The organism is Amycolatopsis sp. NPDC005961, from assembly GCF_040629235.1.
Lineage (GTDB): Bacteria > Actinomycetota > Actinomycetes > Mycobacteriales > Pseudonocardiaceae > Amycolatopsis > Amycolatopsis camponoti.
In genome coordinates this window covers 56,858-77,814 of sequence record NZ_JBEXVF010000044.1, presented here as the reverse complement: position 1 = coordinate 77,814, position 20,957 = coordinate 56,858, and the positions used below count along the sequence as shown (strand labels likewise).

21 protein-coding genes are annotated in these 20,957 nt (G+C 70.1%); 11 read left to right on the top strand and 10 right to left on the bottom strand.

Annotation, left to right across the window (positions count from 1 at the left end; genetic code table 11):
- The first annotated feature begins 49 nt into the window (after positions 1–49).
- The 5 genes from ABZ342_RS32015 (at position 50) to ABZ342_RS31995 (ending at position 4,517) form a co-directional block, all read left to right on the top strand.
- The gene (locus ABZ342_RS32015; protein WP_360480824.1) at positions 50–751 is read left to right on the top strand and encodes an SDR family NAD(P)-dependent oxidoreductase; all 702 of its coding nucleotides are present in this window, start codon (positions 50–52) and stop codon (positions 749–751) included.
- Between the two features lie 100 nt (positions 752–851).
- Positions 852–2,147, top strand: coding sequence for an acyl-CoA dehydrogenase family protein (locus ABZ342_RS32010; RefSeq protein ID WP_360480831.1), 1,296 nt, complete (start codon positions 852–854; stop codon positions 2,145–2,147).
- Positions 2,148–2,167: 20 nt separating this feature from the next.
- Entirely contained in the window at positions 2,168–3,373 is a 1,206-nt protein-coding gene (locus tag ABZ342_RS32005; RefSeq protein ID WP_360480820.1) for an acyl-CoA dehydrogenase family protein, read from the top strand.
- A gap of 49 nt (positions 3,374–3,422) precedes the next feature.
- Positions 3,423–3,644 (top strand): hypothetical protein, encoded by a 222-nt coding sequence (locus ABZ342_RS32000; protein WP_155541172.1) that lies wholly within the window; start codon positions 3,423–3,425, stop codon positions 3,642–3,644.
- Between the two features lie 60 nt (positions 3,645–3,704).
- Positions 3,705–4,517, top strand: coding sequence for an N-acetylmuramoyl-L-alanine amidase (locus tag ABZ342_RS31995; RefSeq protein ID WP_360480817.1), 813 nt, complete (start codon positions 3,705–3,707; stop codon positions 4,515–4,517).
- Here the strand turns inward: ABZ342_RS31995 and ABZ342_RS31990 are convergent.
- The 3 genes from ABZ342_RS31990 to ABZ342_RS31980 all read right to left on the bottom strand — a co-directional run bounded on the left by ABZ342_RS31990 (position 4,506) and on the right by ABZ342_RS31980 (position 7,102).
- Positions 4,506–5,573 (bottom strand): alpha/beta fold hydrolase, encoded by a 1,068-nt coding sequence (locus tag ABZ342_RS31990; RefSeq protein WP_360480814.1) that lies wholly within the window; start codon positions 5,571–5,573, stop codon positions 4,506–4,508. The genes ABZ342_RS31995 and ABZ342_RS31990 overlap by 12 nt on opposite strands.
- A gap of 111 nt (positions 5,574–5,684) precedes the next feature.
- Positions 5,685–6,530: an SDR family oxidoreductase gene (locus ABZ342_RS31985; protein WP_360480811.1), complete on the bottom strand. Its 846-nt coding sequence runs from the start codon at positions 6,528–6,530 to the stop codon at positions 5,685–5,687.
- A 59-nt stretch (positions 6,531–6,589) separates the two neighbouring features.
- Positions 6,590–7,102 carry a GNAT family N-acetyltransferase gene (locus ABZ342_RS31980; RefSeq protein ID WP_360480808.1) on the bottom strand — a complete coding sequence of 171 codons (513 nt, stop codon included), beginning with the start codon at positions 7,100–7,102 and terminating at the stop codon, positions 6,590–6,592.
- Between the two features lie 147 nt (positions 7,103–7,249).
- Between ABZ342_RS31980 and ABZ342_RS31975 the strand changes: the two genes are divergently transcribed.
- The 3 genes from ABZ342_RS31975 to ABZ342_RS31965 are packed head-to-tail and all read left to right on the top strand — an operon-like array spanning position 7,250 to position 9,507.
- Complete coding sequence (locus tag ABZ342_RS31975) at positions 7,250–7,816, top strand: YbaB/EbfC family nucleoid-associated protein (RefSeq protein WP_360480805.1); 567 nt, start codon at positions 7,250–7,252, stop codon at positions 7,814–7,816.
- Between the two features lie 15 nt (positions 7,817–7,831).
- Positions 7,832–8,167, top strand: a complete 336-nt coding sequence (locus ABZ342_RS31970; RefSeq protein WP_155541167.1) for a hypothetical protein — start codon at positions 7,832–7,834, stop codon at positions 8,165–8,167.
- Positions 8,164–9,507 carry a hypothetical protein gene (locus ABZ342_RS31965; protein ID WP_360480802.1) on the top strand — a complete coding sequence of 448 codons (1,344 nt, stop codon included), beginning with the start codon at positions 8,164–8,166 and terminating at the stop codon, positions 9,505–9,507. Before ABZ342_RS31970 ends, ABZ342_RS31965 begins: the two co-directional genes overlap by 4 nt.
- A 42-nt stretch (positions 9,508–9,549) precedes the next feature.
- Here ABZ342_RS31965 and ABZ342_RS31960 read toward each other — a convergent pair whose 3' ends face one another.
- The 4 genes from ABZ342_RS31960 to ABZ342_RS31945 form a co-directional block, all read right to left on the bottom strand.
- Complete coding sequence (locus ABZ342_RS31960; RefSeq protein ID WP_155541165.1) at positions 9,550–10,704, bottom strand: acyl-CoA dehydrogenase family protein; 1,155 nt, start codon at positions 10,702–10,704, stop codon at positions 9,550–9,552.
- A complete protein-coding gene (locus ABZ342_RS31955) occupies positions 10,701–12,686 on the bottom strand; it encodes an acetyl-CoA carboxylase biotin carboxylase subunit (RefSeq protein ID WP_360480799.1) in 1,986 nt (661 codons plus the stop codon). The genes ABZ342_RS31960 and ABZ342_RS31955 overlap by 4 nt, the downstream gene beginning before the upstream one ends.
- Before the next feature lie 2 nt (positions 12,687–12,688).
- Entirely contained in the window at positions 12,689–14,302 is a 1,614-nt protein-coding gene (locus tag ABZ342_RS31950; protein ID WP_360480796.1) for a carboxyl transferase domain-containing protein, read from the bottom strand.
- A gap of 144 nt (positions 14,303–14,446) precedes the next feature.
- On the bottom strand, positions 14,447–15,217 hold the full coding sequence (locus ABZ342_RS31945) for an SGNH/GDSL hydrolase family protein (RefSeq protein ID WP_155541162.1): 771 nt from the start codon (positions 15,215–15,217) through the stop codon (positions 14,447–14,449).
- A gap of 334 nt (positions 15,218–15,551) precedes the next feature.
- Between ABZ342_RS31945 and ABZ342_RS31940 the strand changes: the two genes are divergently transcribed.
- Positions 15,552–16,142 carry a TetR/AcrR family transcriptional regulator gene (locus ABZ342_RS31940; protein WP_196425171.1) on the top strand — a complete coding sequence of 197 codons (591 nt, stop codon included), beginning with the start codon at positions 15,552–15,554 and terminating at the stop codon, positions 16,140–16,142.
- Between the two features lie 46 nt (positions 16,143–16,188).
- Positions 16,189–16,689, top strand: a complete 501-nt coding sequence (locus ABZ342_RS31935; protein ID WP_155541161.1) for a hypothetical protein — start codon at positions 16,189–16,191, stop codon at positions 16,687–16,689.
- Here ABZ342_RS31935 and ABZ342_RS31930 read toward each other — a convergent pair.
- On the bottom strand, positions 16,686–17,315 hold the full coding sequence (locus tag ABZ342_RS31930; protein WP_155541160.1) for a TetR/AcrR family transcriptional regulator: 630 nt from the start codon (positions 17,313–17,315) through the stop codon (positions 16,686–16,688). The genes ABZ342_RS31935 and ABZ342_RS31930 overlap by 4 nt on opposite strands.
- 82 nt (positions 17,316–17,397) lie before the next feature.
- On the opposite strand from ABZ342_RS31930, the gene ABZ342_RS31925 reads away from it, so the two are divergent.
- Positions 17,398–18,276, top strand: coding sequence for a diiron oxygenase (locus tag ABZ342_RS31925; protein ID WP_360480791.1), 879 nt, complete (start codon positions 17,398–17,400; stop codon positions 18,274–18,276).
- Positions 18,277–18,498: 222 nt separating this feature from the next.
- On the opposite strand, the gene ABZ342_RS31920 is transcribed toward ABZ342_RS31925, so the two are convergent.
- Together ABZ342_RS31920 and ABZ342_RS31915 are read right to left on the bottom strand one after the other, a co-directional pair.
- Positions 18,499–19,617, bottom strand: coding sequence for a homoserine O-acetyltransferase (locus ABZ342_RS31920; protein ID WP_360480788.1), 1,119 nt, complete (start codon positions 19,615–19,617; stop codon positions 18,499–18,501).
- The gene (locus tag ABZ342_RS31915) at positions 19,614–20,924 is read right to left on the bottom strand and encodes a bifunctional o-acetylhomoserine/o-acetylserine sulfhydrylase (RefSeq protein ID WP_155541157.1); all 1,311 of its coding nucleotides are present in this window, start codon (positions 20,922–20,924) and stop codon (positions 19,614–19,616) included. The genes ABZ342_RS31920 and ABZ342_RS31915 overlap by 4 nt, the downstream gene beginning before the upstream one ends.
- Between the last annotated feature and the right edge of the window lie 33 nt (positions 20,925–20,957).

Genomic DNA, 20,957 nt, shown 5'->3' with positions numbered 1-20,957 from the left:
GAGGCGGTGCAGCGTCGGCGCGCGGTTCAGCATCACCGGGTGACCGGTGATGACCTCTTCCAGCACGTCCCACACCTGCGGCCGCGAGCGCTCCATCCGGCACCTCGACCTCGCCGACCTGGCCTCCGTGCGCGAGTTCGCCGGCGGCTGGTCCGGCGACCTCGACGTCCTGATCAACAACGCCGGGGTCATGGCCGTGCCGTACGGGAAGACCGCCGACGGCTTCGAGACGCACATGGCCGTCAACCACTTCGGCCCGTTCCTGCTGACGAACCTGCTGCTGCCGCACCTCACCGGCCGGGTCGTCACCGTCTCGTCCGGGCTGTCGCGGCGGGGACGGCTCCGTCTCGACGACCTGAACTGGGAGCACCGCCGATACTCCGAGATGGGGGCGTACGCGCAGTCGAAGCTGGCGAACTTGCTGTTCACCCAGGAGTTGCAGCGGCGGCTGACCGAGTCCGGGAGCGCGGTCCGGGCCGTCGCCGCGCACCCCGGCGTCGCGCGCACCGGGATCGACCGGCACTACGGCGGCGTGCAGGCCCTGGCGTTGAGGGCGCTCTACCCGGTCATCGCGCAGAAGAAGGCGGAGTACGGCGCGCTGCCCATCCTGTTCGCCGCGACCGAGGACATCCCGGGCAACGCCTACGTCGGCCCGGGCGGCCGGAAGGGCGAGCGGCCGAAGCTCGAACGGCGGCGGGACGACGCCGACGCTCGCGAGCTGTGGGAGATTTCGGCGCGACTTACGTCGTAAGGTCGGCCCCCACTGGCGCCGAAGCGACTCCCGCGTTAACCTACTCACGAGTAGGTAACGGATGGAGGGCCACATGGCTGCGCCAAGGAAACGGGACGCGATGGGCTGGGGCCTTTCCGCGCTGACCCGGCTGGCCGGGAGCAAGGTCGTCGATCGGGCGGGGCTGCGCAAGCCCATCGAAGGCCTGGTCACCGCGGGGACGCGCAACGGCTTCCGCGTCGCCGGCGCCGCGACCCGGTCGTTCAAGTCGGTGCAGAAGCTGGGCAAGCCCGCCCGGCTCGCGCCGTCGTCCGACACCGGGCTGTTCGACCTCACACCGAGCGAGGACCAGCAGCTCATCGTCGAGACCGTGACGGAGTTCGCCGCCGAGCAGCTGCGCCCGGCCGCCGCGGACGCCGACGCCAAGCTCGAGGCACCCGAAGGACTGCTGACCCGGGCCGCCGAGCTGGGCATCAGCCTGGTCGGCATCCCCGAGGAGCTCGGCGGCGTCGGCACCGAACGCTCGGTCGTCACCAACGCGCTCGTCGCGGAAGCGCTCGCGCACGGGGACCTCGGCCTGGCCGTGGCCGTGCTCGCGCCGTCCGCGGTGAGCACCGCGCTGGTCAGCTGGGGTGACGAGCAGCAGCAGGCCGACTACCTGCCCGCGTTCGTCGGCGAGAACGTGCCCGCCGCGGCGCTGGTGCTGCAGGAGCAGAAGGCGCTCTACGACCCGTTCAAGCCCGCGACGAAGGCGCGTCGCACGCCGAAGGGCTACCAGCTCGACGGCGTCAAGTCGCTGGTCCCGCGCGCGGCGCAGGCCGAGTTGTTCATCGTGTCGGCCGACCTCGAAGGCCGCGGCCCGGCGCTGTTCCTGGTCGAGTCGTCGAACGCCGGCGTGACCATCGAGTCCGAACCGGCCATGGGCCTGCGCGGCGCCGCGACCGGCAAGCTGCACCTCGAACGCGTGAACCTGCCCGCGGGCGCGCTGCTCGGCGGCGGCAAGCTCGACGTCTTCACGGACCTCGTCCGACTCTCGCGGCTGGGCTGGGCGGCGCTGGCCGCCGGCACCGCGAAGGCCGTCCTCGACTACGTCGTCCCCTACGTCAACGAGCGGGTCGCGTTCGGCGAGCCGATCAGCCACCGGCAGGCGGTGGCGTTCTCCGTCGCCGACATCGCGATCGAGCTGGAGGGCCTGCGGCTGGTGACGCTGCGCGCGGCGGCGCGGGCCGAGCAGGGCAAGCCGTACGCGCGGGAGGTCGCGCTGGCCCGGAAACTGGCCACGGACAAGGGCATGCAGATCGGCAGCGCGGGTGTGCAGCTGCTGGGCGGGCACGGCTTCGTGAAGGAGCACCCCGTCGAGCGCTGGTACCGGGACCTGCGGGCCATCGGCGTCATGGAAGGCGCCGTCCTTCTCTAGGCTTCGGAAAGGCGTTAACGATGATTAACTTGGAAGCTCCCAAGAAGGCCGGCGCGCTGATCAACCAGGCGTACCAGGCCGCGGCCGAGGTGTTCCGGCCGATCTCGCGCAAGTACGACCGCGCGGAGCACACGTACCCGAGCGAGCTGGACATGTTCGCGGCGCTGCTGGACGGCCTCAACTCCTCCGGCGAGGGCGGCGCGGGCGCGGCGGGTGTCCGCCGGTCCGGCTCCGACGACAAGGAGAAGGGCAACCGCAACGGCGCCAACCTGAACGTGGTCCTCGGCACGATCGAGATGTGCTGGGGCGACGTCGGCCTGCTGCTGTCGATGCCGCGCCAGGGCCTCGGCAACGCGGCGATCGGCTCGGTGGCGACGGACGAGCAGCTCGAGCGCTTCTCCGGCATGTGGGCGGCGATGGCGATCACCGAGCCGTCGTTCGGCTCGGACTCGGCGGCGGTCAGCACAACGGCCCGGCTCGACGGCGACCACTACGTGCTGAACGGCGAGAAGATCTTCGTGACGTCGGGCGAGCGCGCGGACGCGGTGGTCGTGTGGGCGACGCTGGACAAGTCCAAGGGCCGCGCGGCGATCAAGTCGTTCGTGGTGGAGAAGGGGACGCCGGGCTTCGAGGTGGTGCGCGTCGAGCACAAGCTCGGCATCCGCGCTTCGGACACGGCGGTGCTGCGCTTCGAGAACTGCCGGGTGCCGGCGGAGAACCTGCTGGGCAGCCCGGAGATCGATACGGCCAAGGGTTTCGCGGGCGTCATGCAGACGTTCGACAACACCCGGCCGCTGGTGGCGGCAATGGCGATCGGCGTGGCGCGGGCGGCACTGGAGGAGACTCGGCGGATCTTGACCGAGGCGGGCGTGGTGATCGACTACGACCGCCCGGCGAACTCCCAGCACGCGGCGGCGGCGGAATTCCTGCGCCTGGAGGCGGACTACGAGTCGGCGTACCTGCTGACGCTCGAATCCGCGTGGATGGCCGACAACTGCAAGCCGAACTCCCTGCAGGCGTCGATGGCGAAGGCCAAGGCGGGTCGGTCGGTGGTGGAGATCGCGCTGAAGTGCGTCGAGCTGACCGGGGCTTACGGTGAGGAGTCTTTGCTCGAAAAGTGGGCGCGGGACGCCAAGATCCTCGATATTTTCGAGGGGACGCAGCAGATTCAGCAGTTGATCGTCGCTCGCCGAATTCTCGGGAAGACGAGCGCCGAGCTGAAGTAGAAGCGGGGAGTGGTCGGCCTCCGGTACCCTCGCGGTCCGGAGGCCGATCGTGACTGAACCCACCGAGACCGACCAGCCCGTCGTGCACGCTCCCGGCGACCCGACGCCCATCAAGACGCCCGAAGAATGGGCCGCCGAAGGATGGGACGAAGGTCGGCAGCAGCCGAAAACCCTTGACGAAGCCCGGGAAGCCCTCGCCGCGCGGATTGCCGCTCATGATGCTCCCGATACCGAGGCGGACTCCGGGGCCTACGACGAGCCGGAGGGCTGATCCTTGTACGTTCCCTGGCTCGTCGATGCCGCTCGCAGCACCGGTTATCCCGTTGTCGAGGTGCCCGGGTGGCAGACCCGCGGCCACGGCGGCATGCGCGTCGTCGAAGGGGTGGTCGGGCACCACACCGCCACCGCCGACTCCGCTCCCGGTGACTACCCCTCGCTCGACATCGTCACGCGGGGCCGGGCCGATCTCGCCGGGCCGCTGTGCAACCTCGGGCTCGGGCGCAGCGGCACCGTCTACGTCGTCGCCGCCGGGTGTGCTTATCACGCCGGTGCCTCGCGCTGGCTCGGGTTCCTCGATGTCAACGACGAGTTCCTCGGCATCGAAGCCGAGTCCGCCGGCAACGGGGGCTGGACGCCCGCGCAGCTCGACGCCTACCCGAAGCTTGTCGCCGCGTTGCTGCGTTACATGAACCGCGGCGTCGAACGGTACGCCGGGCACAAGGACGTCTGCGTTCCCGTCGGCCGCAAGATCGACCCCGTCGGCATCGACACCGCCTGGCTGCGCGAACGCGCCGCCAACCCCACCGCCACCGCACCCCAGACGGGCGTCGAAATCCTCGAGCGCGTCACCGTCACGCCGCCGGACGCCGGGGAGCACGTCGTGCGCGTCTACCTCGCCGGCAGCGCCGGTGGGGCGATCGTCATCCGGCCGCGGCTGGGCGGAGACGGCTTCGCGCGGCCGATGTGGGTGTCGAACGTCTTCGCGTGGGGTTCGGATCGCGCGGGCGTCGGCCACAACCCCGCGCAGATCCCGGGCCACGACCCGAAGCTGACGTCGCACCGGCGCTACGACCTGCCCGGCGCGGTCTGGGCGGACGTCCGCTACAGCGCGGCCGAACCCTTCGAGATCGACCTAGTCGGCTGACCCCGAAACCTGGTCGTCGAGGAACTCGTCCAGGTAGCGCCACGTCGTGCCGCGCGCCTTGCGGCCCGTCAGGACGCCGAGGTGCCCGCCCGGCGCCGTCTTGAAGCGGACCTCCGGGGCCTTGTCCAGCAGCTCCACCACCCGCTCCACCGACGGCCGCGGCGCGATCGTGTCGTTCTCGCCCGCCACCACCAGCGTCGGGACCCGCACCGACGACAGCGAGATGATGCGCCCGTTGAGGTCCACCTTGCCCTCCGCCAGGTCGTTCGTGCGGAACAAGCGGTGGTACAGCTGGCCGAACGTCCGGCCCGGGTAGGCGTACATGTTGCCCATGAAGTGGTCGACCGCCTCGATCTGCGCGAGGTAGTCGCGGTCGTCGAGGTGCGAAAGGATCGCGATCGGCTTCGTGATCTCCTTGCTGATGCCCGTCGCGCGGAACACGCGACTGACCAAATAGGACGGTGCGCCGCCGAACGCGCGGTAGATCGGCGTCAGCAGGTGGCCGTTCGTCAGGTCCACCAGCGGGCGGAACGGCGCGATGATCGGGATCGCCGTGAAGTCCACCGGGGAGCCGATCGCGGTGATCGACGCGATCGGCAGGTCCGGCTGGTCCGCGTTCACCAGCAACGAGAAAATCCCGCCCAGCGACCACGACACCAGGTGCACGGCCTGGCCACCGTTGTCGGCGCTCACCTTGCGGATCGCGCGCGGCAGGACCTCGTCGATCCAGTGCTCGATGCCGAGGCGCCGGTCCGAGAAGGCGACCATGCCGTAGTCGACGAGGTACGCGTTGCGACCGCCCTCGACCAGGTGCTCGATGAGACTGCACCCGCGGCGCAGGTCGAAGCAGATCGCCGGCGCGGCCAGCGGCGGCACCAGCAGGATCGGCGGCCCGGACACCGGACGGCTGCTGTGCGTCATCCGGTACACCGAGCGGTTGGGGCCCTGGTCGATCAGCACCCGCGGCATCGGGCGCAGATCGGCGACCCCGCCGTGCAGCACCTTGCCGACCACGTTCGACGCCGCCGCGGCCAATCGTGCGGGCGGTGAAACCATTTCGAAAGCCTCCTGCGACGTCCCTGGGCACTTCCGGTCAATCTTGCCCGGTCAGGCCGGGGGACTCAACACCGCCCACGTCCAATTCGGACAGTCGCTAGGCCGTCCGAGTTACTCCGTGCCCGCCCCGGGGGCGCTCTCGGCGGCTCGCGCCTCGTAGTCCGCGCGGGCCGGGGAATGGGCCGCTGAGGCCAAAAGCTGGTCCGCCTTCAGAGCACGAGCGAGCGCTTCGCCGGCCCGCCGCGGCAGCAGCCGGGTGAGCTTGCCCATAGTTCCCACGGATCGGGGCACGAAGACCTCGAGACGAGGCTTGCGCAGCGTGGCCACGATGGCGTCGGCCACGTCCTCCGGGCGCGACGACTTGAACAGCTTCGCCTCGCCGAGGCCGCTCGCGAGCTCCGTCCGGACGATCGCGGGCATGACGCACGAGACGTGGACGCCGGATCCGTGCAGCTCGAGGTGCACCGCTTCGGACAGCCCGACGACGGCGTGCTTGGTCGCGCAGTACGTCGCCGCGCCCGGAAAACCCGCTTTGCCCGCGAAGGAAGCGACGTTGACGATGTGCCCGGACCGCCGCGGCCGCATCCGCTTCATCGCTTCGCGGGTGCCGTGGATGACGGCGTGCAGGTTGATTTCGATCTGACGCCGGGTGGTCGCGTCGCTCTCCCCCTCCAGCTCGCCGAGCGGCATGATCCCGGCGTTGTTGATCAGGACGTCGATCCGGCCGTGCCGGCGTTCGACCTCGTCGAGGAACTCGGTGAACGCGCGGATGTCGGTGACGTCCAGCGGCAGCGCCTCGGCGTCCAGCTCCCCGGCGGTTTTCTCGGCCCGGACCTGGTCGAGGTCGCCGATCACCACCTTCGCGCCCAGCTTGGACAGCGCCGACGCGGTCGCCGCGCCGATCCCCTGCCCGCCGCCGGTGATGACGACAACCTTGCCCGCGAGCTCCTCGGCCATGGCGACTCCTTCGTCTGTTGGCACTGCGTCAACAGTGTCACCCCTGGCGCGGGTTCGCGCTACCCCACGCGTTGTTCGAAGACCTGCCCGACCCAGTCTTCGACGTGGAACCGCACCGTCGGCTTGAAGCCCTGGCTCTCGTAGTAGCGCTGCAGGGCGCCGTCGCCGCCGGCCCAGCAGTCGACGCGCACGAGGTCGATGCCGCGCCGCCGCGCCTCGTCGAGCGCGTACTCGACAAGACGCCCGCCGACGCGCCGACCGGTGAACCGCCGCGACGTGATCAGCAGCCGGACGTACAGTTCACGCTCGTTAACCGACGGGACGTGCGGGTCGTGCTCCTCCGAGACGATCAGCGCGCCGGCGGGTTCGCCGTCGACCATCGCGATGCGCAGACCGGGGTCCGCGGCCATCCCCTTGACGCGCTCGACGCGCTTCGGGACGCGGCTCCACGGCTCGGTCCCCCACTGCTTCGCACTGCCCCGCGCGACGAGCCATTCGACGGCTTCGTCGAAGAAGCCCAGCAGCGTGTCAGCGTCCCCAGAGTCACCCGATCGGATGACGGTGTTGTCCATGCCCTTGTTTACCGCACCACGCGTACTCGCGTGCCGACTTCGCCGATCCACACCGCGTTCAGCCGGCGGTCCGGTTCGTGTCATCCGAGCTTCAAGAAGCGCTGATTGACTTTCTCCGTTCACAACCTCTCTCGCGACGAGGACAAATTGACCCAGTCAGTGCCCCCCGGCGACGATCCGCTGGCCGCGTTCACCGTCGAACTCGAGGAAATCCGGGCAAAAGCCGCGGAAGCCCAGGAACGGCTCCGATCCGCCGTCGCCACGGTGCAAGCGCCGGACGGAGCGGTCTCGGTGACCGTCGGCCCGAGCGGGGTCCTGCAGGAGCTCCGGTTCGGCCCCCGCGCGTACGAGCGTCCCCCGCAAGCCTTGTCCAGCCTGGTGATGCAGCTGATCGGCCGCGCGCAGCAGAAGGTCTCGGCCCAGGTCGCCGACGCGTTCAGCGGCATGGTGGGCGAGAACTCGGACGCCCGCGAACTGCTGGACGAGTTCCTGCCGGCACCCGAGCAGCCCGAGGCGACGCAGCCGGGCAAGAGCGACGTGTTCATGCCGGAGCAGGAGGCCGACGACCGTCCGCCGCGGCCGCCCGCGCCACCGCATCGCCCGCCGCCGCCTCTTCCTCCTCAGCAACAGCAGCCGCCGCCGCAGCAAGGTCCGCCGCGACGTCGTCCCCGGCCCGCGCCGGAAGAGGACGACGGCGAAAGCAACCCCTGGTAGTAGGGAGAAGAACCGGTGGTTTCCGGAGAAGGTTTCTCGGTCGACCCGGCCGAGCTGCAGAAGTTCAGCCAGTTCCTGTCCGGCACCACGCAACCGGCGGTGCAGGACGCCGCGAACCGGATGCAGGCCGCCAACGGGTTCGACAACGCCGCGTTCGGCATCCTGCTCGCACAGGTGCTCGCCGTGCCCTCGCGGATCACGATCGCCGCGATCACCGGTGAGATCAACAAGCTCGTCGGGGACATCGGCAAGTCGGCCGAGGACGTGAAGAAGGCCGCCGAGACCTACTCGACCCACGACGCGAACACGGCACAGGGTCTGAGCACCTTCGAAACGGAGCTGGGCAAATGACCGTCCCCATCACGGCCTCGAACTCCACGACCGGCGCCGGCGTCTTCGACAGCTGGAAGCAGGTCGGCGACTCGATCGGCAAGGTCCAGACCGAGCACGGCGGCGACCTCGCGGCCGTCAGCGTCGAGCTGGGCATCAACGTCATCAGCGCCGTGCTCGACACCGTCGCGTTCGCCATGGACCCGCTCGCGAAGCTGATCGCGGCGGGCCTGGGCTGGCTGATCGAGCACGTCTCGTTCCTGAAGTGGCCGCTGGACCAGGTCGCGGGCAACCCCGCCGAGGTCACGAAGATCGCCAACGAGCTGCACAAGATCGGCGAGTCGCTGCGCAACACCGGCACCTCGCTGGACGACACGCTCAAGGCGACGATCACCCAGTGGCAGGGCAAGGGCTACGACAGCTTCCTCAAGTCGATCAACGACCGGAAGGGCTGGATCGACGCGAACGCCAAGGCGGCCGACGTCGCCGGCTACATGGTCGAGACCACCGGCGCCCTGATCGGCGCGGTCCGCTCGCTGCTGCGCGACATCATCACGACGATCCTCGGCGACATCATCTCCACGATGCTGATCGCGCTCGCGCTCGCCATCCCCACCTTCGGAGCGTCCATCGCCGTCGGGGTGACCAAGTGCGTCGCGACCGTCTCGGTGCAGGTCGCCGCGATGATGGCGAAGCTCGCCAAGGTCGTCGCCTACGCCGGCCGCACGCTGGCCCGGCTCACCGGCCTGTCGAAGCTGGTCAAGGGCAAGCCGGGCTCCTCGTCGAGCGCGGGCCACGAGATGACGCCGATGCCGCCGCCGGGCACCGCGATCACCCACAACGGCCCTGGTGGCGGCGCCACGCCCAGCACCCGGCCGCCGGGCGACGGCACCACCCCGAACTTCTCGCGGCCGCTGCCCCCGCCGGGCACGGCGGTCACCCACGACGGTCCTCCTGGTGGTGGCGCCACCCCGAGCACGCGGCCGCCCGGCGACGGCACCACCCCCAACTTCTCTCGGCCGCTGCCGAAGCCACCGGAGCCGCCGAAGCCGACGCCGCCGAAGTCGCACCTGAGCGACCACGACGTCTCGACGATCAAGAAGCACGAGGACTGGCTGAAGACGAAGTTCGGCGACAGCTACAAGAAGATGAAGTTCGTCGACGACTGGTTGAAGGCCAAGGCCCCGGACTACTACCCGATGCTGAAGGCGCTGTCCGACGCCAAGAGCTCGAAGAACTTCGCGGGCTGGGCAGGCAAGGACATCGTGCAGGTCGACCGCGGCCTCACCGACATCCAGATGCAGGCGGAGGCCGCCTGGGCCGAGGAAGACAAGAAGCAGCAACAGCAACAACCGCAGTGACCACCGAGGGGCACCTCCGCGGGAGGTGCCCCTCGGCGCACGTCAGGCGACGCCGAGGTGGCGCGAGATCAGCATCTTCTGGACCTCGCTCGTCCCCTCGCCGATCTCCAGGATCTTCGCGTCGCGGTAGAAGCGGCTCACCGGGTACTCGTTCATGAAGCCGTAGCCGCCGAAGATCTGGGTCGCGTCGCGCGCGTTGTCCATGGCCGCGTTCGAGGCCACCAGCTTCGCGATCGACGCTTCCTTCTTGAACGGCTCGCCGCGCAGCATCTTCGACGCCGCCTGGTAGTACGCCAGGCGGGCCGTGTGCGTGCGGACCTCCATATCGGCGATCTTGAACTGGATCGCCTGGTACTCCCCGATCCGCTTGCCGAACGCGACGCGGTCCTTCACGTACTGCAGGCACTCGTCGACGCAGCCCTGCGCCAGACCCACCGACAGCGCGGCGATCGCGACGCGACCTTCGTCCAAAATGGACAGGAACTGGGCGTACCCGCGGCCACGGGTGCCGACCAGGTTCTCCGCCGGGACGCGGACGTCCGAAAAGGACAGTTCGTGCGTGTCCGAGCAGTTCCAGCCGACCTTCGAGTACTTCGGCGCCACCTCGAAGCCCGGCGTCCCCGACGGGATCAGGATCGCCGAGATCTCCTTGCGGCCGTTCTCCATCACGTCCGTCACGGCCGTGACGGTGACCAGGCGCGTGATGTCCGTGCCCGAGTTCGTGATGAACGCCTTGCTGCCGTTGACGACCCAGCTGTCACCGTCCAAAGTGGCCCGGGTCCGGGTCGCGCCCGCGTCCGAGCCGCCACCCGGCTCGGTCAGGCCGAAGCCGCCCAACGCCGTCCCGGCGCAAAGATCAGGCAGCCACGTCTCCTTCTGCTCCTGCGTCCCGAAGCGGAAGATCGGCATCGCGCCGAGCGAAACGCCGGCCTCCAGGGTGATCGCCACCGACGAATCGACCCGGGCCAACTCCTCCAGGGCGAGGCACAGCGCGAAGTAGTCGCCGCCCATGCCGCCGAACTCCTCGGGGAACGGCAGGCCGAACAGGCCCATCTCGGCCATCTTCGCGACGATCGCGTACGGGAACTCTTCCTTCTCGTACAACTCGCCGATGACCGGCGCGACCTCGGCGTGCGCGAAGTCCTCCACGGTCTTGCGGAGGGCCTCGTACTCCTCGTCCAGGCGGAAGTCGATCACTGCTGCTCCTCTTGGGGCTTTACGACGGCAAGGGTTTCGTCCAGCGCGACCTGTTGGCCGGCCCGGACGGGGAGTTCGCTGACCACGCCGTCGATCGGCGCGGTGACCGTGTGCTCCATCTTCATCGCTTCGACGACCAGCAACGGCGTCCCGGCCTTCACGACGTCGCCGGCGGCGACCTTCACGACGAGCACCGTGCCCGGCATCGGGCTGGTGACCGGCCCGGCCCCGGCGGCCTCGCCGCGTGAGGACAGGACGAACTCCTGCTCACCGAAGGGAAAGCTCAGGCCGTCCCGGGCGAGCCAGACCGTCCGGTCCGGACCGCAGGCCTGGCGGTAGCGGTCGAACCCACCGGCGTGGCGGATCTCCAGGACGTCGCCGTCACGCCGGGCCGAGACCCGCACCGCGTCGGCGTCGTCCACCTGGACGACCGCGGCGGCCGGCGTGCCCTGCACCCGGACCACGGCCGTGGCCAGCCCGGACTTCAGCCGGAACGTCACCCCGCCGGAGCCGCCCATCCGCCAGCCGTCCGGCACGTCCCACGGGTCCACGACGGACCCGGACGGCTGAAGTTCCAGCAGGCGGTCCAAAGCGGCCGCGACGAAGAACTCCGCCGGCACGTCCGAAGAGACCAAAGTGGACAGACGGCGATCGACCAGCTCGGTGTCGAGACGCCCCTCGCGGACGTCCGGGTCGGCCAGCAGCCCGCGCAGGAACGCCGTGTTGGTACCGACGCCCAGCAGCGCCGTGTCGGCCAGCGCCCGGTCGAGCCGGTGCAGCGCGGCCGCGCGGTCGGGGCCCCAGGCGATGACCTTGGCCAGCATCGGGTCGTAGTTCGAGCCGATCACCGCGCCGCGCGTCATCCACGAGTCGACGCGGACGCCGTCGCCGGACGGCTCGTGCACCGCCAGCACCGTCCCGCCGGTCGGGATGAACCCGCGCGCCGGGTCCTCGGCGTACACCCGCGCTTCGACGGCGTGTCCATTGAGGACGACGTCTTCCTGCTTGACGGTCAGGTGTTCCCCGGCCGCGACCCGGACCTGCCACTCGACCAGATCGAGGCCGGTGACCAGCTCGGTGACGGGGTGCTCGACCTGCAGCCGGGTGTTCATCTCCATGAAGAAGAACTCGTCCGGGTCGTGCGCCGACATGATGAACTCGACCGTGCCCGCGCCGACGTACCCGACCGAACGCGCGGCTTCGGCGGCCGCCGAGCCCATCTTTTCGCGCGTGACGTCGTCGAGCAGCACCGACGGCGCTTCCTCGATGATCTTCTGGTGGCGTCGCTGCAGGCTGCACTCGCGCTCGCCGAGGTGGATGACGTTGCCGTGGCGGTCGGCCATGACCTGGATCTCGATGTGCCGCGGGGTCGTGACGAACCGCTCCATCAGCAGGGTGTCGTCGCCGAAGGAACCCTTGGCCTCGCGCCGCGCCGACTCGATGGCGGCGTCCAGTTCGGACTCTTCACGGACCAGCCGCATGCCCTTGCCGCCACCGCCCGCGGACGGCTTGAGCAGCAGCGGGTAGCCGACCTTCGCGGCCGCCTCGGCGAACCCCCCGGCGGGGATGTCCACATCGGACGCCCCGGGGACCACGGGGACGCCCGCTTTCGACACCGTCGCCTTGGCGCGGATCTTGTCGCCCATGGCGTCGATCGCCGCCACCGGCGGGCCGATGAATACGAGCCCGGCCGCCTCGCAAGCGCGGGCGAACTCGGCGTTTTCCGCCAGGAAGCCGTAACCCGGGTGGACGGCCTGCGCGCCCGAGGACACGGCGGCGTCCACGATCGCCGGGATGGACAGGTAGCTCTTCGAAGCTTCCGCCGGGCCGATGCGCACGGCCGTGTCCGCTTCGCGCACGTGGCGAGCCTCGGCGTCCGCGTCGCTGTACACCGCGACCGCGCGGATGCCGAGCGCCCGCAGCGTCCGGATGACCCGGACGGCGATCTCGCCGCGGTTGGCGACCAACACTGAGTCGAACATCATCACATCCGGAAGACGCCGTAGTTGACATCGGACAGGGGCGCGTTGGCCGCGGTCGAGAGCGCGAGGCCGAGCACCGTGCGGGTGTCCGCCGGGTCGATCACGCCGTCGTCCCACAGCCGCGCCGTCGAGTAGTACGGGCTGCCCTGCGCTTCGTACTGCTCTCGGATCGGGTCCTTGAACGCTTCTTCGTCCTCAGCGGACCATTCGCCGCCGCGGGCCTCGATCGAGTCGCGGCGGACGGTCGAGAGCACCGACGCCGCCTGCTCGCCGCCCATCACGGAGATCCGCGCGTTCGGCCACATCCACAGGAACCGCGGCGAGTACGCCCGGCCGCACATCGAGTAGTTGCCGGCGCCGAAGGAACCACCGATAACGACGGTCAACTTCGGCACCCGAGCGCAGGCCACCGCGGTGACCATCTTCGCGCCGTGCTTGGCGATGCCGCCGGCTTCGTACGCGCGCCCGACCATGAAGCCGGTGATGTTCTGCAGGAACAGCAGCGGGATCGAGCGCTTGTCGCAGAGCTCGATGAAGTGCGCGCCCTTCATCGCGGACTCGGCGAACAGCACGCCGTTGTTCGCGACGATGCCTACCGGGTGGCCGTGGATCCGGGCGAAGCCGGTGACCAGGGTGGACCCGTACTCCTTCTTGAACTCGCCGAAGCGGCTGCCGTCGACGATCCGCGCGATCACCTCCCTTACGTCGTAAGGTGTGCGCGGGTCGGTCGGGACGACGCCGTACAGCTCGGCGGGGTCGACAGCCGGGGCCTCGGTCGGCAGCACGTCCCACGGGCGCGGCGTGCGCGGCCCGAGCGTCGACACGATGGACCGGACGATCCGCAGCGCGTGCGCGTCGTCGTCGGCCAGGTGGTCGGTGACGCCGGACTGCCGCGAGTGGACGTCGCCGCCGCCCAGTTCCTCCGCCGTGACGACCTCGCCGGTCGCGGCCTTCACCAGCGGCGGGCCGCCGAGGAAGATCGTGCCCTGGTTCCGGACGATCACGGCCTCATCGCTCATCGCCGGGACGTAGGCGCCGCCCGCGGTGCACGAGCCGAGCACCGCGGCGATCTGCGGGATGCCGCGCGCGGACATCGTCGCCTGGTTGTAGAAGATCCGGCCGAAGTGTTCACGATCCGGGAAGACCTCGTCCTGCCTGGGCAGGAACGCGCCGCCGGAGTCCACCAGGTAGACGCACGGCAGGTTGTTGTGCAGCGCGACCTCCTGGGCGCGCAGGTGCTTCTTGACCGTCATCGGGTAGTACGTGCCGCCCTTGACGGTGGCGTCGTTGGCGACGACCACGCACTCGCGGCCGGAGACCCGCCCGATCCCGGTGATGATCCCGGCCGAGGGCGCCTCGTCGTCGTACAGTCCGGTCGCGGCCAGCGGCGAGAGCTCCAGGAACGGCGAACCCGGGTCCAGCAGCGTGTCGACGCGGTCGCGCGGCAGCAGCTTGCCGCGCTCGACGTGCCGGGTGCGCGACTTCTCCGGCCCGCCGAGGCGGGTGCTCGCCAAACGTTTGCGGAGGTCCTCGACCAGCTCCGCGTGCGACGTCGCGTTGCGGGCGTAAGCCTCGCTGTCCGGGGCAGCAGACGTCCCCAGTACCGGCGTGTCCATGGGCTCCCTCGAAGTTAGCGGTCGTTAACCTCCGCCTCGATGTTAGCGACCGCTAACGTGGGTTGTCCAGTCGCCGGAATGCGGCAGCGTCGGAACACAGAGAGGCCACCCCGGCGAACCGGGGTGGCCTCCGTGGGAGGAACGTCAGCCGATGGCGTTCCGCAGCGGCGCGTAGTAACCGCCCGACTGCCCGGCCACGGTCGGGTGATAGGACTCGATCACCGGCCAGGTCAGGCTGTGCAGGTAGTCGTCGGACGAGGAGCAGATGTTGTGCCCGACGAACGACGGCCGCACGTCGACGAACGTCGCGCCCGCCGACGCCGCCCGGGACTGGATCACCGACGCCAGGGTGTCCGCGCCGGAGTTGATCGCGGTCCGTTTGGTGTCGCTGAGCCCGACCCAGCACGAGCCGGGCACGGTGTAGAAGCGCGGGTAGGACAGGACGACGAGCTTGGCGCCCGGAGCCTTGGCCTTGATCGCGTTGTAGGTATTGGTCAGCAACGCGGGCAGGGTGTTGTTGACGTAGGTCTTCGCGGTGTTGACGCGCGCGGTGCAGGTCGCGTCGCTGCCGAGGGTGCAGGTCTGGATCACGTCGCTGAAGCCGGCGTCGTTGCCGCCCACGGTGACCGTGACCAGGGTCGCGTTGGAGGGGATGGAGTTGGCCTGGCTGATGACGTCGCCGGTCTTCGCTCCCGAGCAGGCGAGGAAGGTGAACGACGTGCCGCTGTGGGCGTTGGCCCAGAGCTGACCGTAGGCGTTGGAGCTGCGGTAGCAACTCCCGGAACTGCCGTAGCTGCCGGCCCCGACTCCCGAGGAGTAGGAGTCGCCGAGCGCGGCGTAGACGGTCCCGGCGGCGTGGGCGAGGCCCGTGACACCGAGAGTGGACAGGACGACGGCCCCGAGAGCCGTGCTCAACCTCAGAAAAAACCGTCGCGAAAGACGGATCGGAACCCCCATGGGCCACTCCTTTGTGACAGAACCGACCCCAAAAGCACAGCATGTGGAAGCCCCACGAGGAACCCCTAGTTACCTGCAAGTAACCCACTCGGCCCACGCCGGAAGGCGGGAACAGTGTTAGCGCTCGCTAACCTGCGAGTTCGTTCGCCCGCCGGTCGCCTCCCGGCGAGCCGGACGCCACGCGGTGTTAGCGCTCGCTAACCGCGACCGGGACGCATCTCGGGATGCCGCGCGCCGGACCGAACTCGCGGCGGTGTTAGCGCTCGCTAACCTGCCGCTCTAATATGGCCGGATGCCGGCCAACCCCACTCCGCTCGTGAACGGCGAGAAGGCGAACAGACGCGAGCAGATCCTGGCCGCGGCCGCCGAGCTGTTCGCCCACCACGGGTTCCACGGTGTCGGGATCGACGACATCGGCGCCGCCGTCGGGATCTCCGGGCCCGCGCTCTACCGGCACTTCCGCAGCAAGGACGCGATCCTCGGCGAGATGCTGAACTCGATCAGCCGCTACCTGCTCGACGGCGGCACGACATGGGCGGCCAGGCCCGGCACCCCGCACGACACGCTGGCCGGGCTCGTGGCGTTCCACGTCGGCTTCGCGCTCGCGCACCCGTCCCTGATCACCGTTCAAGAGCGCAACCTCGCGAACCTCACCGACGCCGACCGCAAGCAGGTTCGCGCGCTGCAGCGGCAGTACGTCGAGGTGTGGGTCAGCGCGATTCGCGAAGCCATGCCGGAGCTGGGAGAACGGCAGGCGCGGTCGGCGGCACACGCCGTGTTCGGATTGATCAACTCGACACCGTACAACCGCCATCTCAGTGACGGCGAACTCGCCGAACTGCTCTCCCGGCTCGCACTGGGTGCCCTTCACGCGGCCGGATGACCGACCCGGATCAAGGTATCCCCACGACCGCCGTCGCTGGTGTTTGATGGGGCACGTGGATGCGGACTGGAACGAGCAGGAGCTCGTCGAGAAGGCTCAGCGCGCGCTGACGGCGCTGAGCCTCGGTGACGACGCCGAAGCCCTCGTCGAGGTCGCGCCGACGGCCGCCGAACCGCAGGCCCGCGCGGACGAGACGAAAGCGTTGATGCTGCTGCTGTTCGGCGAATGCAGCGCGATGGTCTCCACCCTCGGCGACGGCGGCAGCGCGCCGGTCAAGGTCCAGGTCTTCGACGAAGACGGCGAAGAGGTCTCGATCGACCAGGCCGACCCGCCGGTGCGGACCGCCGTCCGGACGCTGCTGGCGGAGGTCCACGGCAACACCGAGGCGGCGCAGGAGCAGGTCGAGATCGCCTTGGCCAACGCGGCGCCCGACGAGGTGGACAGCCTGGTGCTGCAGGCGTTGCGGTGGACGATCCGGCTGTCGGTCGAGTGCCTCGACCGGGACCTGCCGGTGGCCCCCTGGATCTCGGAAGCCGTCTCCGACTAGGCCGGGCGCAGCGAGCGGACGATCGGCGCCAGGTACAGCTCGGCCAGCCGGCGCCGCTGGACGTCGTCGTCCACCGGGAGCACCGTCTCCTGCGTCAGCACCAGCGACACCACGATCCGGATCAGCAGCTCCGCCATGCCGTCGACGTCCTCGGCGGGCAGGCTGAGCCGGCCCGCCGCTATCTCCGCGTGGAAGTGCGCCGCGATCCGGGTGCGGGCCGCCGCGAACAGGCCGCCCGCCTGCACCGTCAGCTGCGGGAGGATCAGCTCCGGCTCGGTGCGCAGCAGCCGGTTGAGCAGCCGGTGCCCGCGCAGGTACCCCAGCGAGAAGCTCAACCCCTCGATGAGCTTCTCCTCCGGGGTCGCCTGCGCCTCGACGACGGCGTCGACCTTCGTCAGGAAGCGCTTCATCTCCCGCAGGACCAGCGCGTTGAGCAGCTGGTCCTTCTTCGGGAAGTAGCGGTAGATCGTCACCCGCGAGAGGCCGACGCGGCGCGCGACGTCGTCGACGGTGAACCGGCGCAGCCCGAAGTCCTCGGCCTGGGTCAGCGCCGCGCCCATGATCCGTTCGGCGGTCTCGTCGCCGGGGAGCTCGGCTTCGAGCGCGTGCTTGAGGAGGTCGCGCATGGCCCCAACCCTAGGCTGGTTTACAACTTGACGGAAAATGTTTCATGCGTTCTAGTGTTACACGACACAGGGAGGTGCGGACATGGGCGATCGTGAAGCCACGGCGGACCGGCTGCTCAAGTCGAGCGCCCGGCTGTCCTACGACCCGGACGTGGACGTCCACTGGGCCGCGCCGCTGAACGACGACCAGTTCTTCATCCCCGAGAAGCTGGTTTCCCTCTACGGCACGCCGTTGTGGGACACGCTCAGCCGCGCGCAGCGGATCGAGCTGTCGCGTCAAGAGCTCGTGAACACCGTCAGCGTCGGGATCTGGTTCGAGCTGATCCTCATGCAGATGCTGCTGCGCGCGTCCTACCGGCAGGACCCGACGACCCGGCACGTGCACTACGCGCTGACCGAGGTCGCCGACGAATGCCGGCACTCCACGATGTTCGCGCGCCTGATCGAGCGCGTCGACGGCCGCCCCTACCGCAACAACCGCTGGCTGCAACTCTCCGCGCAAGCCCTCCCCGCGATCCTCCACGGGCCGTCGATGTGGGTCGCGACGCTGATCGGCGAGGAGATCTTCGACGCGCTGCAGCGCGAGCACCTCGACGACGAGTCGGTGCAGCCGGTGGTCCGTGCGGTGATGCGGATCCACGTCACGGAAGAGGCGCGGCACGTGCGGTACGCACGCGACGACCTCGTCCGCGAACTGGCGGACGCGCCGTGGTGGCGCAAGGAGTTCGCGCGGATCGTGGTCGCCGTCGGCGCGCTGCTGATGTCGCGGCTGCTGTCCCGGCCGCGCCAGTACCTGCGCGCGGGGATCGACCCCGGCGTCGCCGTCGAAGCCGCGCGGACCAGCGCGCACCGGCGGGAGACGCTGGCCTTCGGGGCCCGCAAGCTCGTCCGGTTCCTGCGGGAGAACGACCTGATCGGCGGCCCGAGCGAGCGGCTGTGGCGCCGCGCCGGAATGCTCTAGGCGGAGGGAAAACCATGGCACTCAGGGATCTGCTCGCCGCGGGCACGGGACGGCTCGCCGACCGGATCGCCACGGTGGGCGACGAGGCCGCCGATCGCGCGGACGACGTGGCCTGGCGGGTCGCGAAGCTCTCCGACCGCGCCGCCGGACGCCTCGGCGACTACGCCGCCGACGCGTCACGACGAGTCGCGAACACCTTGGTACGCCTGGGAGAGCGCGTGACTAGCCCAGAAGCGCCTTCGCCAGGGCGGCGATCTGATCGGTCTCGATGAGGAACGAGTCGTGGCCGTACGGCGAGGAAACCACCGACGGCTCCGACGTTCCCGGGATCCCCGCCGCGATCTCCGCCGACTGGTACAGCGGGTAGAGCCGGTCGCTGTCCACCCCGCCGATCACCGCGCGGGCGGTCACCCGGCCCAAAGCCGCCGCGACACCGCCGCGATCCCGGCCGACGTCGTGGGTGTTCATCGACTCCGTCAGCACGACGTAGCTGTTCGCGTCGAACCGGCGCGCCAGCTTGCCGGCGTGGTGGTCCAAATAGGACTCGACGGCGAACCGCCCGCCCCGCAACGGGTCCTCGTCACCTTGGTACGCGCGGCCGAACCGCTGGGCCAGCTCCGGCTCGCTGCGGTAGGTGACGTGCGCGATCCGCCGGGCGATCCCGAGCCCGGCCTGGGGCCCCGACGCTGCCGAATAGTAGTCGCCGCCGTGGAAGAACGGGTCGCTGCGGATGGCGTGCAGCTGCGGCGCCGCCCAGGCGATCTGCTCGGCCGACGCCCGCGCGGTCGACGCCAGCACGAGCACCGACGCCACCCGCGAGGGCAACGTCACCGCCCACTCCAGCGCGCGCATCCCGCCCATCGACCCGCCGACGACGGCCGCCCAGCGCTCGATGCCCAGGTGGTCGGCCAAGATCGCCTCCGAAGCCACCTGGTCCCGCACCGTCACGACCGGGAACCGGCTGCCCCACGGCGTCCCGTCCGGATCGGGTGACGACGGCCCGGTCGAACCCTGGCAGCCGCCCAGCACGTTCGGGACCACGACGAAGAACTCGTCGGTGTCCAGGGCTTTCCCGGGCCCGATCAGCCCGTCCCACCAGCCCGCGCTGGGGTGCCCCGGCGCCGGCGGCCCGGCCGCGTGGCTGTCGCCGGTCAGCGCGTGCTCGACGAGGACCGCGTTGGACGCGTCGGAGTTCAGCGTCCCCCACGTCTCGTAAGCGAGCGTTAACGAAGGCAGCACGCCACCGGCCTCCAGCGCGAGCGCGCCGGGGCCGGTGACGAACTTCCGGCGGCCCGGCGGATCACCGATCCGCCAGGCGCCGGTGACGGGGCCAGCCGTCACAGTTCCGCCTTGGCCGCCCGGAATCCGGCCTCCAGGTCGGCCTTGAGGTCCTCGATCCCCTCCAGCCCGACGGCGATCCGGACCAGGCCCGGCGTCACGCCGCTGGCGAGCTGCTCCTCCGCCGAGAGCTGGCTGTGGGTGGTCGACGCGGGGTGCACGATCAGGCTGCGGACGTCGCCGAGGTTCACCAGCTGGCTGTGCAGTTCGGTGCCGTCGACGAACTTCCGGCCCGCCTCGACGCCGCCGCGCAGGTCGAACGCCAGGACCGCGCCCGCGCCGCGCGGCAGGTACTTCTGCTTGGCCGCGTAGAAGGGGCTCGACGGCAGGCCGGCGTAGTACACCTTCTCGACCTCGTCGCGCTGCTCGAGCCACTCGGCGAGCGCCTGCGCGTTCTGAACGTGCCGCTCGACGCGCAGCGACAGCGTCTCGATGCCCTGCAGGATCAGGAAGCTGTTGAGCGGCGCGATGGCCGCCCCGGTGTCGCGCAGGATCTGGACGCGCGCCTTCGCGGCGTACGCGCCCGGGCCGAGCGCCTCCCAGTACTTCAGGCCGTGGTAGCTCGGGTCCGGCTCATTGAAGCCCGGGAACTTGGCCGGGTCCTTGCCGAAGTCGAACGTGCCGCCGTCGACCAGGACGCCGGCGATCGTCGTGCCGTGGCCGCCGAGGTACTTGGTGGCGGAGTGGATCACGACGTCGGCGCCGTGCTCGATCGGTCTTACGAGGTAAGGCGTGGGAATGGTGTTGTCGACCAGCAGCGGGACGCCGGCCTCGTGCGCGGTGTCGGCGACGCCGCGGATGTCGAGGACGTTGCTGCCCGGGTTGGCGAGCGTCTCGGCGAAGAAGAACTTCGTGTTCGGCCGGACGGCGGCGCGCCACTGCTCGAGGTCGTCCTGGTCGTCGATGAACGTGACCTCGATGCCGAGCTTCGGCAGCGTGTAGTGGAAGAGGTTGTAGGTGCCGCCGTAGAGCGACTGGCTCGAGACGAAGTGGTCGCCCGCGCCCGCGAGGTTCAGGATCGCCGCCGTGGTCGCGGCCGAGCCGGACGCGAACGCCAGCGCCGCGACGCCCCCTTCGAGCGACGCGACGCGCTGCTCCAGCACGTCCTGCGTCGGGTTCATGATCCGCGTGTAGATGTTGCCGGGCTCGGCGAGGCTGAACAGGTCGGCGCCGTGCTGGCTGTCGCGGAAGACGTACGACGTCGTCTGGTAGATCGGCGTCGCCCGCGCGCCGGTGGCCGGATCCGGCGCGGCGCCCGCGTGGATCTGCCTGGTCTCGAAGGACCACGCCGAGGTGTCGTCCGCGCTCATCGTTTTCTCCTTGCGGCTCAAGGGGGATCGCTG